The sequence below is a fragment of the Gracilibacillus phocaeensis genome (genome assembly GCF_900626275.1).
GTDB lineage: Bacteria > Bacillota > Bacilli > Bacillales > Amphibacillaceae > Gracilibacillus > Gracilibacillus timonensis.
The window spans coordinates 289,469-305,177 of the sequence record NZ_LR131144.1 but is presented as its reverse complement, the minus strand read 5'-3'; the positions used below and the strand labels follow the sequence as shown (position 1 = coordinate 305,177).

The window sequence follows — 15,709 nt, the reverse complement described above, 5'->3', positions numbered from 1 at the left end:
TCCGTAGCACCTATTAGCACTGACAAACAATCAAATTTTGGCTACATGAAATAAATGAACTAAATTCTTAACATAATCCGTCTTATCGGCAGTTTAATAATTACTTTAGGCCAAGAATTGAGCATTAAAAGAAGGAGATGCTAATGAATACTCAAAAGCTCTCCTTCTTTTTTGGTTAGCTATTATTATTGTTGTTGCCCACCAAATTGTTGTTCAGCCATTGTTACTAAACGTTTTGTGATTTCTCCACCAACAGAACCGTTCGCGCGAGAAGTGCTGTCAGCACCTAAGTTCACACCAAATTCTTGTGCAATTTCATACTTCATTTGATCAAGAGCTTGCTCCACGCCAGGAACAACCAATTGATTTGAATTGTTAGTTGCCATCTGTGATCACCTCCTGTACCCATATTGTGAACCAAAAGGTGATCCTTATACTTATCGATACATTAGCAATTTATAGAAATTACCTCATTACTTGGGATAGGTCATTTCCTCCGGTTTAATCCACTCATCAAACTGTTCCGCTGTGACTAAACCAAGCTTAAGCGCCGTTTCTTTCAAAGTGGCATTATCCTCAAAAGCCGTCTTGGCGATTTTTGCAGCATTTTCATAACCAATATGAGGATTTAATGCGGTAACAAGCATTAACGAGTCTTTCAAATTCTTTTCGATTTGCTCATGATTAGGCTCAAGTCCCACTACACAACGATCATTAAAGGAAATCATGCTGTCCGCTAATAATTGTGCCGATTGTAAGAAATTGTAGGCAATTACCGGTTTGTATACATTTAATTCAAAGTTACCTTGACTAGCAGCAAAACCAATTGCCGCATCATTTCCCATCACCTGAGTAGTTACCATGGTAATGGCCTCGCTTTGTGTTGGATTGACTTTGCCCGGCATGATCGAACTTCCTGGCTCATTGGCAGGAATCGTGATTTCACCAATTCCACAGCGAGGCCCACTTGCTAACCAGCGTACGTCATTGGCGATTTTCATCAAATCAGCTGCAAGTCCTTTTAAAGCACCATGCGCATAGACTAACTCATCATGACTAGTTAAGGCATGAAATTTATTTGGAGCTGATACGAAATCATGCTTGGTATATTCGCTGATTTTTTTGGTTACACGTTCCGAAAATTCCGGATGTGCATTCAGGCCTGTCCCCACTGCAGTCCCGCCAATCGCTAACTCCTTTACATAAGGAATACTATCTTGAATCATACCTTCTGTTTTTTCCAACATACGGTGCCAGCCGCTGATTTCTTGACCCAATGTCAGTGGAGTGGCATCTTGCAAGTGTGTCCTACCAATTTTCACCACATCCTCAAACGCTTCCATTTTTTCCTTTAATGTTTGTTTCAGGATTGTTAATGCAGGCTGCACTACCTCCGCTAATTTGCGTACAGCTGCTATATGTAAAGCCGTTGGATAGGTGTCATTCGAACTCTGCGATTTGTTAACATCATCATTGGGATGCAGACGCTCTTCCTTATTTTGTTGTTCCAGCCATTGATTTCCTACATAAGCAATGACTTCATTCACATTCATATTGGATTGTGTACCGCTTCCTGTCTGCCAAACCACTAGCGGGAAATGCTCGTCCAATTCACCAGTCAAGACGCGATCTGCGGCATGTTTAATTGCCTCTGCCTTGATATCTTCCATCAAACCAAGCTCGTTATTCACCAACGCAGCGCTTCGCTTTAGAATAGCAAAGCCTTCAATAATCTCTACGGGCATGGTTTCTTTACCGATAGGAAAGTTTTCTTTACTACGTTGTGTTTGGGCACCCCAATATTTATCGTTTGCCACTTTCATTTCACCAATTGTATCTCGTTCCATACGATAATCCATTACGATTCTCTCCTTTATCTTATCATTCCCTTCTATTGTAACAAAAAAGCAGGGAAAAATAGAGACATAACACTGGCTTTTCAGAATTTTACAAACAGCATAAAGGCAGACCTGCTACAGTCCACCCAAACTGCTTATTTTGTTTCTACATAAGGAATTCCCGTACGATAAATACCTCTTGTTTCCATACCACCCAAACCTTTTTCGCCAGTAAGGGTGTTTTTGAGGATTTCATACACATTTACCTTTTCCATAAACGGTGTATAAGCCACTTTTGCAACAACATAGACAGGGTCTAAGGCATGAATGTTAATACGATCAGGTGAACTGGCAAAATTGGCGCCTGCCCGAATCAGGGATTCAAAATGGGACTGGCAAGCGCCTGCAAAGATCACTAACTGATCAAGATTTGGTGTAGTCACTCGCGCTTTTCGAACAGCTTCTACAAAGTAGCGTGTATTACGATAAGCAGTGATATCCTTTTTATTTCCTTTTGCCTCTGAATAAGCATCATGACCTGTTATGACCAAAATTTCCGGCTGTATTTTTTCAATGAGACCTTCTATCTCAAGCGGCACCTCTGACTCAGGGACATAGACTCCATGTACCTGTAATCCTAAGCGTTGATACAACTCAATGCATTTCCTTAAATACAGACGATCCCCATCAATATGGAGCACCTTGGCAGGTAATTGAAATCGCTTGACACTGCGAGGTTCTTGTTTATGATGATCTACTTCTTTTTTTTCTTTCATTAATTGATAATCTTGACGAAACAGCCGGTAAGAAAATTCTTCTTGCTCCTTCATTTCATCTTGTCGCTTGCGAATATCCTTCTCAGGGAGTATACATAAATCTTCTTTCGGTGCATCAGCTTCCAGCCTTAAATCCTCCCCATGTAAGATGACTTTATCCTCTTGTATTTGTTGTACGCGAAAAACAATGTCATGTTGATGAGAATATCTTGTTACCAGCATTCCGGTTATTAATTTCACTGCTTCACCCCCATCATGCTATATCGTATGAAGGTGAGTGATAAATGGTGATTTACCTAGTGAGTTTCGTATCTGACCAAATATTGACGTGAGCTTAAGTCTCATCTTTCTTTAGTAAGAAAAATCGAGCAAATTCCGCTTGGTCCTTTATCGACCACTCAAAGTAGTTAATGAACTGCCGATAAGATGGATGATGTAAAGTAGCCCACTTTCCTTAGTGGTGAGTTTGACCGTTTTATCTGTGCAAAGCAAGCGCTCCGGGAATAGGTTCCGCTTTCCATGGGGCCGGCTTCAGCTAACTAAAAAGAAGAGCACTTTTTAGTGGATCTTCAGCTCGTCCTGGTCCCATAGGAGTCTTCACCTATTCCCTCCGCTAGATTGGCGTACAACAATGGTTATCTCTGCAAGGAGAAAGCGTTCTAAGTACCTAGACACTGTTGTAGCAAAAGGAAAAAATCGTCAACTGATTCTTTGGCTGCGTAATGGATCACGGTACTAATATAAAAGTCATAACATAGGATCCAGCCGTTCTCAGAAAAAGGTTATGCGGTTTTCTTATTGGCAGAAATATAGTGTCTGGAACGCTTCATCCTAGCAGTCATTCGATTGTAGTCCTGCTACCCAGCGGAGGAAATAGGTGGAGACTCCTGTAAGAAAGGCGGAAAGCGTCGGGTAAAAACGTAACAACTGGACCGAAGCGACTGAGATAAAGGAATCACGGTGAGGGACGAACCGATGATGACTTATCGTAGGGCGCTGTCGGGAAGTTGTCTAGTTTTTGACGCTTGTAGCCAGACAGAGAAAAGCGCAGTGTGAAGACCCCGCAGGAAGCGATCTTTGCTGACGAGGAGGCTGAGCCAAGGCATTGAGGTTCGCAGGCTAAGATCACGACCTCCTGTCGTAACGCCTGCACTTGCACGTCCTGTGCATCGAAGCGGAACCTATTTCCGGAGCGTTTCCTAGCACTGGCAAACAATCAACTTTACTACATGGAATAGATGGACTTGCCACTTTACATAATCCATCTTATCGGCACCACCATTCATTCAAGATCAAAATCGGTCCACATCCTTTCATACTCAGAATTCTATACTTTCTTATATTTTAAGAAAAACCGGGCATTAACCAGCCCGGTTTTTCTCCATGATTTAATCTAATTGAAAAAATTCTTCCATTGTTTGATCTGCTTGATAGATCGAGGTAGCCATTTCTTTGCCAACATACCGTAAGTGCCATGGTTCAAAGTTATATCCCGTTGTCTCTTCCTTGCCCTCTGGATAACGAATAATAAATCCGTACTCATGTGCATGATCTGCCAGCCACTGCCCTTCATCTGTTTCACTAAAGCTAGGCTCTAATACTGCCACTTGAGCCGCAGAAGCGACATCCATTGCCAATCCTGTTTGATGCTCACTCGTGCCAGGCTTAGCTGAGAATTTATTGGCATGTTCCTCGCCATTTTGTTGCACATTTGCTTCATAAATTTGTTTTTGCCGATCATATCCTCGATAGCCTGAGACGGCTACCAAGTCCATCCCATCTTCTTCACCAGCGACAAACAGTTGTTCAAGCGCGCCAGCAACCTCTTCTCTTACTAAACGTTTAGGGTCTCCGGCTGGTGCAAGATATGGTACATCTGCCTCCACTAAATTTTGCGGCTCATATCCATCTGGCAGTTTACGTTGTTTGTTTACCACCACTTCTATACTTTCGGGATCATTAACGATCACCAGACCATCTTCGTCTACTTCCTCCTGATTGTTATGAATGTACTCCAGTAATCCGGTTGCTGGTTCTTTGTGTACTAACTGAATCGTGCTATTAGGCATATATTTAACCGTTAATAGTTCATCGCTGTCTACAATAGAGGCAAACAGTAACATAGCACTCATGATTATGCTCATTATCTATCCTTCTTTCCTGCTCTTTTCAATTTTTTCATTATTATTTGATCCTAATTTAATATAACATAGTTGTAGTTATTCTTCACTTTTTATATGTTCGAAGGAAAGAGGAATTTATGAGTCATAAGAAAAAGTTCTTCATATAAGATATTTACCGAGCTTTTGATCATCTTTTATTTACTTTTTTATTATAACGCCGACAAGTTGCAATCGCTTCTTTACGAAGAGCATCCAGATCAGGATGGGCATCATCATACATTTCTCCTGAGTTCACCATTTGCTTCACTTCTTCTTTGTTCACTTGTATTCTCCTCACAATTACTAGAAATGATCGTGTCCATCTTGCAACACGATCATTTCTTTAGTTTTTGTACATTCTCATTCATCAGAAAATGCAGATCGCTTTTTTCTACATCTTCTCAACATCAAGCTTTACTTAAAATAATGTGTTTCTACCTCTCCAACACCAATACATCAAAAGGGGCCAAGGTATACTTATTCGTTAGATGGTTGCCTGTAATCGCATCGGTAAAGTCTTTCTTAATCCCTACTGTTTGAGGAGCATCGGCATAGTTTAATAAGAAAACGTAATCCCTGCCGTCTTTCTTGCGGATCGATAGTTCCACTTGTTCAGGCAATTCGAATAGATCTTGATACCTGTTCAAACCAAATTCATCGATCAGCTGACTGACTAAAGCTTGGTTAAACACCCCGCCAAAGTAATAACACTCCCCTTGTCCATAAGTGCGTTTCACCAACGCCGGTTTGCCTGCAAAATGGGCATTCGTAAAGGTAGCTAATACATCGACTTCCTGGTGTGGGCGTAATACCTCATTAAAGTCATTGGCCTCTACCTCATAGGTATTCTGCAGCTGAATGCCAGGAGTTGGTTCAAATTCAGCCACCCTTGTAAATTCTTCCACCGTCACTCCTGCCAATTCCGCTAGATAGCCAGGGAATTCTTTCATGTAGACCTGACCCGTTTCATCTTTGTAACCCGAACGGCAGCCAAAAATAATTTTCCCACCTTGTTCGACATAGCCCGTAAACAGTTTGGCATGTTCTTCCGTTAGAATAGCCGGATGAGGGTAAACTAACACCTTATATTTTTTCAAATCTTCCAAGGTGGTGTCATTTGTAAAATCATATATATCCATCGGTACATGATTATATTGCAAAGCCTTAAACCATGCTTCTTTACTCTTGGATTCATAAGGTCCAACCCAATTATCAAATGCTCCATCCCATTCGTTATCATAATTGTTCAAATAGGCAATGTCTGCTTGATAAGTAGAGCCGGCAACCTTTCCTAATTGCTGTAATTCTTTACTCACTCTGTCTACTTCTTTGACACGACGATTCGGAACATTATGGTAATCATTAATACCATGCCAATAGATTTCGGTTCCTTTCGTCGCTGTTCGCCATCTGAAATACAAGATCATATCTGCCCCGTGCGCAATCGATTGGTAGGTCCACAAGCGCAGCTGACCGGGTTTTGGCGAAGGCTGTTCAATTCTTGTCGTCCAGCCGCCAGGTCCAGATTGCTGCTCAAATATGGCAAAGTTAGGAGAGATACTTCGTACCATGCTCAAATTCCAACTCCATTTACGATCTCGCAATGGTTTTTCAGAATCATCTTGACTGATCCTGCCAAAGTTTGGGTACGAATCATAAGCATAGAAATCTAACAAGTCATCGGTCATTTGATGATTATTCAAGTTACCGAACATGCCATTCGTGGTTACCCATTGATTCGGTGCATGTTCACGTAAGATGTCTGCCTGCAATTTGGCAAAAGAGATCGCACTATCTGAGAAAAAGCGCTTTTCATCCAAAGCATGATGCGGGTTTGGTGAATCAGGAACCGTCTTACGTGTTAAATAAACTTGATCCCAGCTAGTGTAGGTCTGATTCCAGAAAACCGTACCCCATACTTCATTCAAATTGTCGAGTGATTGATACTTATGCTTGGCCCATTCTCGGAAAGCATCATGATCCGCCTTCGAATAAAAAACATCGGTTTCACAATTTAGTTCGTTATCAATTTGCCAGCCCACGATAGCCGGATGATCATGAAAATGTTTGGCCATTTCGGTCACGACAATCGCCGACAGTCTCCGGTAATTTTCTGAATTATAATTATAGTGGCGGCGCGCCCCATGTTGATAAGGTATGCCATCTTGTGTCGCATTTAAAGCATCAGGGTATTTCTCTGTCAGCCAAGCTGGTGGTGTAGCCGTTGGTGTCCCCATGATGACCTTTAATCCGAATTCATGCGCCTTGGCAACGGCACGATCAAATAAATCAAACGAAAAGATGCCTTCTTCTGGTTCAAAAATGGTCCAGGCAAACTCGCCCATTCGCACATAGGTAAAACCTAGCTCTTTCATTCGCTTGTAATCATCTTCCCATATTTCTTCTGGCCAATGTTCCGGGTAATAACATACCCCTAATGTTAATTTGTCTTCATTTACTCGTTTCTTCATTCGAAAGTCCCCCTAAGATGTATTATTCTTTCACAGCTCCTCCTAAAATACCAGATACAAAATGTTTTTGCAGGATTAAAAATACTGTCATTACTGGTATAACAGAAATTGCTGTACCAAGCATTAATTGTCCGTAATCAATCGAGTTCAGCCCAGCGAGTGTGGATAATGCGACTGGTAATGTATAGTTATCTTGTGTGGTCATGACAATTAATGGCCACATAAAGTTATTCCATTGGAATGTAAACAGAAAGATTCCCACTGCCGCGAGTGCCGGCTTCATCGTTGGAAGTGCGATGCGGAAAAAAATATACAATTCTCCTGCCCCATCAATTCTAGCTGCTTCGATTAAGGAATCCGGTATACCTTTCATATTCTGCCTAATCAAGAATATCGCAAATGGATAACAAAGCTGTGGTAAAAACACCGCATGATACGTATTGATCCAATTTAAGGAACCAAATACTTGAAACAGCGGAATAATCGTTGCTTGATATGGCACCATCATAGCTAGCAAAATAGCGGCAAAAATGAGATTGCTTCCCTTAAATTTATATTTGGCAAAGGCATAACCTGCTGATGAACAGATAAACAAGCTTAACACCACAAATATGCCAGCAATAACAATGGAATTCATTAAAGCCCTTAAAATATCAATGGATTCACTCAACCCAATAAAATTCTCCACCAAATAATCGCCTGGAATTAATTTAGGCGGGAATGACAGGACATCCCCTGATGGATTCGTAGCTGCCACTACCATCCAGTAAAACGGGGCCAATGATACGACAATACCGACTAATAAAAAGGCGTGTAATCCAATTTTTTGCAGTAATTTTTTGTTTTTCATTAGTCATCATCCCTTGCTACTTTAAATTGTAACCACGACAATATCGCAATAAATAATACAATGATATAGGCGATCGCCGATGCATAACCAAAATCAAAATACTCAAAACCTTGGTTATACAGGTAATAGGTAATCGTTAACGTGGCATTATTTGGTCCACCATTTGTTAAGTTATATGGCTCATCAAACAATTGGAAGGTACCAATCGTTGACAAGATAAACGTAAACAGCAATACAGGCTTAAGCTGCGGTAAAGTAATAGTAAAGAATTTTCGTATATTGCTGGCTCCATCAATACTGGCGGCCTCATATAGACTATGTGGTATCCCTTGTAATCCGGCTAGGATAATGACCATGTTATAACCTGTCCATCTCCACGTGGTGACAATGATTAAGGATATCTTGGCCCACGTTGCATCCGTTAACCAGCCGATCCGCTCCATCCCCATCGAGGTTAAGAGATAATTGATCAGCCCATAATCCGTATTGAGCAACAAGACAAAGATGATCGAGGCGGCTACTAAGGAAGTAACTGCCGGTGTAAAAAAGGCCACGCGATAAAAGCCTCTCATCGACAATAAAGCAGAATTTAAGAATACGGCTAATACCACCGCCAAAAATAACATGATCGGTACTTGAACGAGGAGGATAATAAACGTATTCCCCATCGCTTTATAAAACAATGGATCATTAAATAATCGGATATAATTGTCAAGACCGGAAAAGGTGTAAGCTCCCCCCGTTCTTGTTTGAAAACTTAAAATAAAGGAAGAGATAATCGGATACACCATGAATGCTAAAAATAATAGAACAGCTGGTGCGACAAAAATGTACGGCGCTGTTTTAGGTGTGATCAAGGCTTTTCTATCTTCTTTATTTTTCGCCATTTTTTCCTGTTGACTGGTTTGCAATGTCATCCCTCCTTGGGAAAAGACTGGCTGTGCATTTATGCCAGTCTCTTCGCGTCAGCTTGATTATTCGGACGTTTCTAATCCTGTTTGTTGTTGTGACTGACTTTGGCCATCAATTAACACCTGATCTGCCGCTTTGTCCTCTAATAAGAAAGACTCAAATTCACTTTCCATAATCGACCGAACTTCTAGCTCCCCTGGTGCGTGATTAACTGGTGGAATGTCTTCTACTGTTTCTGCAAATTTCTCAAAAAATGGCTGATTGTTAAAGTATTCCTGATCCTCAGAGAAGATAGGTTCATCATAAGCCGCTGTTAAAGACGGAAATAACCCTCTGTTTGTTAATCCATTGATTTGAGAATCCACATCAGTGGAAGCGAATTCAACAAAGGCATAGGCTGCTGCCTTATTCTCAGATGCTGATGGAATTGCTAGGGCCGAACCACCATCGTTCGCTGCTCGGTTACCACCTTCTTCAAAGGCTGGCAATTCAAATACGTCCCAGTTCCCAGATAATTCAGGCATTTGTTCAATCATTGTTCCACTCCACCATACCGCACCAGGGTGGGTTGCCACTTCCCCATTTTTCATGGCTGCCACTTGTCCATCCCAGTTATTGGTATATACTAAAAGATCTTCATCTCGCATTTCTTGAATCACTTCGATAGCGTTGTTAGCTTCTTCGGAAGTTAAATCTAATTTTCCATCCTCCGTAAAGAAATAAGCCCCTTGCTGTTGCAGCATAATTCGGAATAAACCTTCATTATCCATACCTAAAAATGCTTTACCCGTATGCTCCACCACTTGTTTACCTGCTTCGATATAATCATCCCATGTTTCAATACTTGCTGGATCAACACCTGCTTCCTCAAAAACATCCGTACGATACATGACCCCAACAGGGCCTAAGTCTCTAGGTGCTGCTGCTAGCATACCGTCATCCGTTTTCAACCCTTCTACTTTTGATTCCGCGAACTTATCCTCGTGTTCATCAAAACCTAACTCATTTAAATCTGTTAAACCGTCTGGGAACTCGTTGGTAAAGGAATGAATCCGATTATTTTCTACTTGGAAAATATCTGGTAATCCACTTCCTCCACTGGATAAACCTGCACTCACCTTTTGATACACTTGATCGACACCACTTTGTTCGATGTTGACGTTTACATTTGGATACTCCTCATTAAACGCTGGTACCACATCCTGCTCCAAATAGTTTGCTTCTAATTCCCAAGCCCAAATAGTGATATCCCCTTCCAAGTCTTCTAGATTGTCTGGCATGGTTACGTCTTCTGCATCGGTTGAAGAACCCCCACAAGCTGCTAAAAAGATAGTGAAAATGGCTACAAGTGTCATTAACCAATATTTTTTCATTTGTCATACACCCCTTTTTGTTTTAATCGCTTACAAGATATATTATAAAAACAATTTGATTGCATTTATGGTATAATTTCTACAAAAATAGAATGATATCATTTTTTATATCATTTTAACGAGGAGATTTGAAAATGGATCATCATTTAAAATATAGTTGCTATTTAGTCAGTGAAACGAACAATATCCCTATTTATGTATTAGATAAGCATGGTCATATCGAGTTAGATTTCTCTCTAAATGTGCCTCTCAATCCCTTATTCTCATCCAGACAAGAGCATATAAACAGTTTAACGATACAGAAACCCTCTGAGCTATTGCCCAAACTTTATACAAATGAATTTTTAGAACAATTTGTTCAAATACCAATTATAGTAAATGAGAGATATACTGGCTCCGTTATTTTAGGACCATCCATCTCTCCTAAACCTTCGGAAAATTTTTTAAAAGATATAATCAGCCTATACAAGTTATGGGATATTGAAACAGAGGTAAGAGAGTATTTTTATAATGTACCAGCGTTCAGCAGTTGGAAATTATTGCAAATAAGTATACTTACTTGTTATCTGATTTTCGAAAAAAAGTTTGAGATAGAAGAGCTAGCAAAACAGAACCTACTCCAGCCAGCTGTTTTTCAACGATACCAACAACCCGATAAAGAGGTGTCTGTTTTACTGCAAAATGAGGCTTTTCATCAAGACCCTATTTCCGAAAAAAGACTTTATCAATTTATTAAAGAAGGAGATAAGGATGGTTTGGTCTTATATAATCTAACCTTTCATCACAGATCGGATATTCAATTTGGCAAGTTAGCTAGACAGGGGGAACTTCGAAATCAAAAAAACTTAAAGATTGCTACCATTACACTAGCTACTCGTGCCGCCATAGCCGGTGGATTGCATCCTGAAGTTGCTTATACACTAGGGGATAATTTCATTCAAGAACTCGAAGAAATTCGAACGATTAAAGAAGTCGAAATGTTTATCGAAAATGCTCTTTCCGAATTTGCGGAAAGAGTAAAAAAAAGCCAAAAACAACGTTACTCCAAGCCAATAGGCGACTGCATCAACTATATTTTCACGCATATTTATGATGAACTAACCCTTTCCGTACTTGCAAAAGTGGTTTCATTAAAACCAAAATATGTATCTAACCTTTTCAAACAAGAAGTAGGTGTTCCAATAACCGAATACATTCAAAAAACCAAGATTGAAGAGGCAAAAAAATTAATGACATTCACGGATTACTCCTTAGCAGAGATTTATACATTGCTTAATTTCACCGATCAAAGTTATTTCACTAAGGTGTTTAAAAAGCATACAGGACATACACCTAAACAATATATGAAACAATGGATTGACATGGATAGCAATCTTTTATAATCGTGAAAACTTAGAAGCAATATAAAAAGAACAGACAACCTATTTGCCCGTTCTTTTTTTATGGAGGATATTCTTTTAACTTATGTGTTTGTCTACCATTGCTTATAGCTCCCAAATATATCGATATTCTTTTGTCAAGGTCTGAAAAGCTTCCTCATTACTCTGATCCAATGCTTGATTGATTGCCTCGTCCAGACGCGCTTTATTGCCTTGAAAACAAATATCGTCCAACACCATTTTAGCAGCTAAACGAATCTCGGAAGAAATTTCCCTTCTTGCCTGTATAACCTTTACTGGATTGCGGTCAAAACGTTGCAAATGATAATTCACCATATGTTTTTTCAACAAGCACGCCTCCCTTTCTTGCTTAGTTACTTACATATTCCCCAACCACAGACATTTCAAACATCGTTCTGTCTGTTCATTAGAAGAAGATAGTTGTTTCTGATGAACTTTATTTGGTAAACTGAGCTTATCATTGCTCTACTGGAGGATGTCTATGAATCAATATGATAAATATAAAGAAGGGGAAAAAGGGGCATGGTTAAGCATTATTACCTACCTTGTCCTCGCTTGCGTCAAACTGTTGATTGCCACTATCGGTAATTCTGCCGCCTTACGTGCAGACGGTCTAAACAATACAACTGATGTTATTGCCTCTGTAGCCATTCTTATTGGCTTGAAAATATCAAGGAAACCACCAGACGCTGATCATCATTATGGTCATTTTCGAGCGGAGATGATCGCCTCTCTTATCGCTGCCTTTATTATGATGACAGTCGGTCTCCATGTTTTATCGGATGCCATCCAAACGATGTTTACCGGGGAATTTCAACCACCAAGTATGTTGACCGCATGGACTGCTCTAGGAGCTGCCATCGTCATGTTTGCTGTATATCTATATAACCTTCGGCTTGGAAAGCGAACGAATAGTACTGCCTTGAAAGCGGCGGCTCGAGATAATAAATCCGACGCATTGGTCAGTATTGGGGCCTTTGTTGGTATTGTCGGCGCACAATTTCAATTGTATTGGCTGGACCCATTAGCTGGCGCCCTAGTTGGTCTTATTATATGCAAAACGGCCTGGGATACTTTTAGCGAAGCAACCTATACACTGACAGATGGCTTTTCACCAGATGAGGCAGAAGATATTAAAGCGACAATAGAGAAAGAACCCCATGTGCTGCAAATCAAAGATATCAAAGGCAGACTGCATGGTAACCAATCTTACATAGAGGTAACTATCTATGTTGATCCTGATATGACGGTAAAAGAAAGCCATAAAATAGCCGATCAGATTGAAGATATCTTAAAACAAAAGCATGATATTCCTCATGCCCATATTCATATTGAACCTTTTGTGGAAGAGGACAAAGGACAATCCAACTAAATTCTTACGGACAGAATTTCGTGTCTTGGCAGTTTTTTGTCCGTGAGATCCATTCTTACGGACAAAACTTTGCGGTTCGACAGTTTTTTGTCCGTTAGATTCATTCTTACGGACAAAACTTTGCGGTTCGACGGTTTTTTGTCCGTGAGATCCATTCTTACGGACAAAACTTTGCGGTTCGGCGGTTTTTTGTCCGTGAGATCCATTCTTACGGACAAAACTTTGCGGTTCGGCGTTTTTTTGTCCGTTAGATTCATTCTTACGGACAAAACTTTGCGGGGTGCCCGTTTTTTGTCCGTTAGATCCATTCTTATGAGAAATTGCGTTCTTCATTGTATTCAAATCGGGGTAGCAATTATTCAGTATCTCCTAAACCGCAAAATTCCGACAAAGCAATTGGTCATCGCTCTTCTTCACTATTACCAAAAAGGACCATGGCTTCTACCCGCCGTGGCCCTCCATTTTATAATTTCTCCAATAACGCTGTAATACTAGGAAAACCATAAGCTGTTTCCTGGTAAGTCCCTGTTCCGATAGTTGTTTGTTCTTGTTCGATCTTCTCAGCTCCGAGTCGCAAGTAAAAATGATGGGTGGGATTATTCGTGAGCACCCAGATCAACAAGGAATTATAATTTAGTTCTTGCATCTCTTCTGCAAACGCTTTTAATAATTTCTTGCCGAAACCTTTTCCTTGGTAATCAGGTAATAAATAAATAGCTGAGATTTCTCCATCAAACCCAAAACGTTCAGTGCGCTCTTTTCCTCCAGCGATAAAGCCAACGATATCACCTTCTACCTCTATCACGGATACAGGTTGTTGCTTTCTGGATAACTTCAAAATCGTTTCCCAATAAACTTGATGATACTCTACTGTTGTGTTTGAGACATCTTGTTCATTAATTAAATCTTTGTAAGTTGCCTTCCAACTATGCACGTAAACCTCTGCAATCGTTTTGGCATCATTTATCGTCGCCTTACGAATTTGATACATCGTATTTTACACCCTAACCTTTTATTATGTGTAGAAACTGTTGTTTTTAAAATCATGTCTGCAAGCTGATGGTCATGCTGTATCCGGAAAAATAATGACCCTCCTTGTCCATTTTGTCTACATAGTTAATCAACATAGCACAAATGCTGATCATCACCACCATTGAACTATGCTTTCCAATCACACATGGCAACAATGGAAACCCTTCCAAATTGGTCAATAAATAAAATAGCTACTGTACAGAGCTTGTTGCATTAGTATCCCTGCTTAACAAGCGCTTCTGAAAATAGGCTTCGTTTTTCCTTAAGCTAGCCGGCCTGTTGGGCTAATACCTTGCAAATCACAAAATCAAAATCAGTGGATATTCCACCAACAAGCCGACTTATATTTATGTTATATTCAATTTATCTAATCTGTCAGCCCCTCTTGATCTGTCAAAATCATGGGTCCGTCACTGGTAATTACTAATGTATGTTCATATTGGGCAGATCGCTTTCCGTCCACTGTTCGTGCTGTCCAATTATTGCTATCCATCTTGCTTTGCCATGCTCCTTCATTAATCATCGGCTCAATCGTAATAACCATTCCTTCTTTCAATCGTGGCCCTTTCCCTGCTAAACCAAAGTGAGGTATTTGCGGATCTTCATGAATGGTTGGACCAATCCCGTGACCAGTGAAGTCACGCACAACAGAGAAACCTTCCGCCTCAGCATATTGCTGCACCGCATGGCCAATATCTCCAATGCGATTTCCCGGCAAGGCTTGTTCCATGCCCACATATAAAGACTGTTTCGTAACATCTAATAACTTTTTTGTCTTTTCATCTGGTTCACCGACACAGTAAGTCCAAGCGGAATCAGCCAATCCACCGTTTAAATTGACCACCATATCAATTGTGACAATATCTCCTTCTACCAGCTTTTCATCCCGTGGAAATCCGTGACAAATCTCGTCATTTACTGATGCACATGTTGCATACTCATAGCCGTTGTACCCTTTTTGCTCAGGTGTGGCTCCATTTGCCGCTAAAAAGTCCTCTACAAAATCATCAATTTCCTTTGTAGTAACACCTGGCTGGATGCGTTTGGAAATTTCCTGATGACAACGTGCTAATAACTTCCCTGCTTCTTTCATCATTTCTATTTCACGTTTACTCTTCCTTGTAATCATTAAACAAACTTCCTTTCTTACTCTTCTAACAGACCTTACTCCTTTAAAGTTTATCATACTTCGATCAAAAGTTGTGCTAAAAACTATTACAAAATCCAATCAGGTGCTTCACTGCCTTCTTGTTACGAAACTGAATCCGCTAATTAAACGCCTGTAAAAAGTATCGGATCAGCAAGGATGTATTTTGTGAACGAGATTTTATTTTACAAAAAGTATATACTGTTTTTCCTTATGCGAAAGAACCTGACAACACGTTGGTTTGTCAGGTTCTTCCCATCATATATTAATAGCCGCCATAACCCCAAGAAGCACCGATGATGATTAGAAGAATAAACAACACCACAACCAATGCAAATCCCGAACCGTAACCATATTGTCCGCTCATCAAAATCCC

At 40.3% G+C, this 15,709-nt stretch carries 16 protein-coding genes; 2 read left to right on the top strand and 14 right to left on the bottom strand.

Annotated features, from left to right (window positions below):
• Positions 1 to 185 precede the first annotated feature (185 nt).
• The 9 genes from E0E32_RS09175 to E0E32_RS09135 form a co-directional block, all read right to left on the bottom strand.
• A complete protein-coding gene (locus tag E0E32_RS09175; RefSeq protein ID WP_066191897.1) occupies positions 186 to 386 on the bottom strand; it encodes an alpha/beta-type small acid-soluble spore protein in 201 nt (66 codons plus the stop codon).
• A gap of 87 nt (positions 387 to 473) precedes the next feature.
• Positions 474 to 1,859: a class II fumarate hydratase gene (fumC, locus tag E0E32_RS09170; protein WP_130859648.1), complete on the bottom strand. Its 1,386-nt coding sequence runs from the start codon at positions 1,857 to 1,859 to the stop codon at positions 474 to 476.
• 134 nt (positions 1,860 to 1,993) lie between these two features.
• Positions 1,994 to 2,854, bottom strand: coding sequence for a sporulation peptidase YabG (gene yabG, locus E0E32_RS09165; protein ID WP_066191893.1), 861 nt, complete (start codon positions 2,852 to 2,854; stop codon positions 1,994 to 1,996).
• A gap of 1,148 nt (positions 2,855 to 4,002) precedes the next feature.
• Entirely contained in the window at positions 4,003 to 4,758 is a 756-nt protein-coding gene (locus tag E0E32_RS09160; RefSeq protein WP_078060088.1) for a M15 family metallopeptidase, read from the bottom strand.
• A 166-nt stretch (positions 4,759 to 4,924) separates the two neighbouring features.
• Entirely contained in the window at positions 4,925 to 5,059 is a 135-nt protein-coding gene (locus E0E32_RS09155) for a maltose acetyltransferase domain-containing protein (RefSeq protein ID WP_130859647.1), read from the bottom strand.
• 151 nt (positions 5,060 to 5,210) lie between these two features.
• Positions 5,211 to 7,247, bottom strand: a complete 2,037-nt coding sequence (locus E0E32_RS09150; RefSeq protein ID WP_130859646.1) for a beta-galactosidase — start codon at positions 7,245 to 7,247, stop codon at positions 5,211 to 5,213.
• 22 nt (positions 7,248 to 7,269) lie between these two features.
• Positions 7,270 to 8,097 carry a carbohydrate ABC transporter permease gene (locus E0E32_RS09145; RefSeq protein ID WP_187374479.1) on the bottom strand — a complete coding sequence of 276 codons (828 nt, stop codon included), beginning with the start codon at positions 8,095 to 8,097 and terminating at the stop codon, positions 7,270 to 7,272.
• Entirely contained in the window at positions 8,097 to 9,014 is a 918-nt protein-coding gene (locus E0E32_RS09140; protein ID WP_434059208.1) for a carbohydrate ABC transporter permease, read from the bottom strand. The genes E0E32_RS09145 and E0E32_RS09140 overlap by 1 nt, the downstream gene beginning before the upstream one ends.
• Positions 9,015 to 9,071: 57 nt before the next feature.
• Positions 9,072 to 10,382, bottom strand: coding sequence for an ABC transporter substrate-binding protein (locus E0E32_RS09135; RefSeq protein ID WP_130859645.1), 1,311 nt, complete (start codon positions 10,380 to 10,382; stop codon positions 9,072 to 9,074).
• 134 nt (positions 10,383 to 10,516) lie between these two features.
• Between E0E32_RS09135 and E0E32_RS09130 the strand changes: the two genes are divergently transcribed.
• On the top strand, positions 10,517 to 11,764 hold the full coding sequence (locus E0E32_RS09130) for a helix-turn-helix domain-containing protein (protein ID WP_066191887.1): 1,248 nt from the start codon (positions 10,517 to 10,519) through the stop codon (positions 11,762 to 11,764).
• A gap of 102 nt (positions 11,765 to 11,866) precedes the next feature.
• On the opposite strand, the gene E0E32_RS09125 is transcribed toward E0E32_RS09130, so the two are convergent.
• On the bottom strand, positions 11,867 to 12,109 hold the full coding sequence (locus E0E32_RS09125; RefSeq protein ID WP_066191885.1) for an IDEAL domain-containing protein: 243 nt from the start codon (positions 12,107 to 12,109) through the stop codon (positions 11,867 to 11,869).
• 154 nt (positions 12,110 to 12,263) lie between these two features.
• On the opposite strand from E0E32_RS09125, the gene E0E32_RS09120 reads away from it, so the two are divergent.
• Entirely contained in the window at positions 12,264 to 13,154 is an 891-nt protein-coding gene (locus E0E32_RS09120) for a cation diffusion facilitator family transporter (protein WP_130859644.1), read from the top strand.
• Here E0E32_RS09120 and E0E32_RS22170 read toward each other — a convergent pair.
• From E0E32_RS22170 to E0E32_RS09105, 4 genes are all read right to left on the bottom strand, one after another.
• Positions 13,151 to 13,462 (bottom strand): hypothetical protein, encoded by a 312-nt coding sequence (locus E0E32_RS22170; RefSeq protein ID WP_165445003.1) that lies wholly within the window; start codon positions 13,460 to 13,462, stop codon positions 13,151 to 13,153. The genes E0E32_RS09120 and E0E32_RS22170 overlap by 4 nt on opposite strands.
• Before the next feature lie 155 nt (positions 13,463 to 13,617).
• Positions 13,618 to 14,145, bottom strand: coding sequence for a GNAT family N-acetyltransferase (locus E0E32_RS09115; protein WP_066191880.1), 528 nt, complete (start codon positions 14,143 to 14,145; stop codon positions 13,618 to 13,620).
• A 408-nt stretch (positions 14,146 to 14,553) separates the two neighbouring features.
• Complete coding sequence (gene map, locus E0E32_RS09110; protein WP_066191879.1) at positions 14,554 to 15,315, bottom strand: type I methionyl aminopeptidase; 762 nt, start codon at positions 15,313 to 15,315, stop codon at positions 14,554 to 14,556.
• A gap of 283 nt (positions 15,316 to 15,598) precedes the next feature.
• On the bottom strand, positions 15,599 to 15,700 hold the full coding sequence (locus tag E0E32_RS09105) for a YjcZ family sporulation protein (protein ID WP_078060086.1): 102 nt from the start codon (positions 15,698 to 15,700) through the stop codon (positions 15,599 to 15,601).
• Positions 15,701 to 15,709 lie beyond the last annotated feature (9 nt).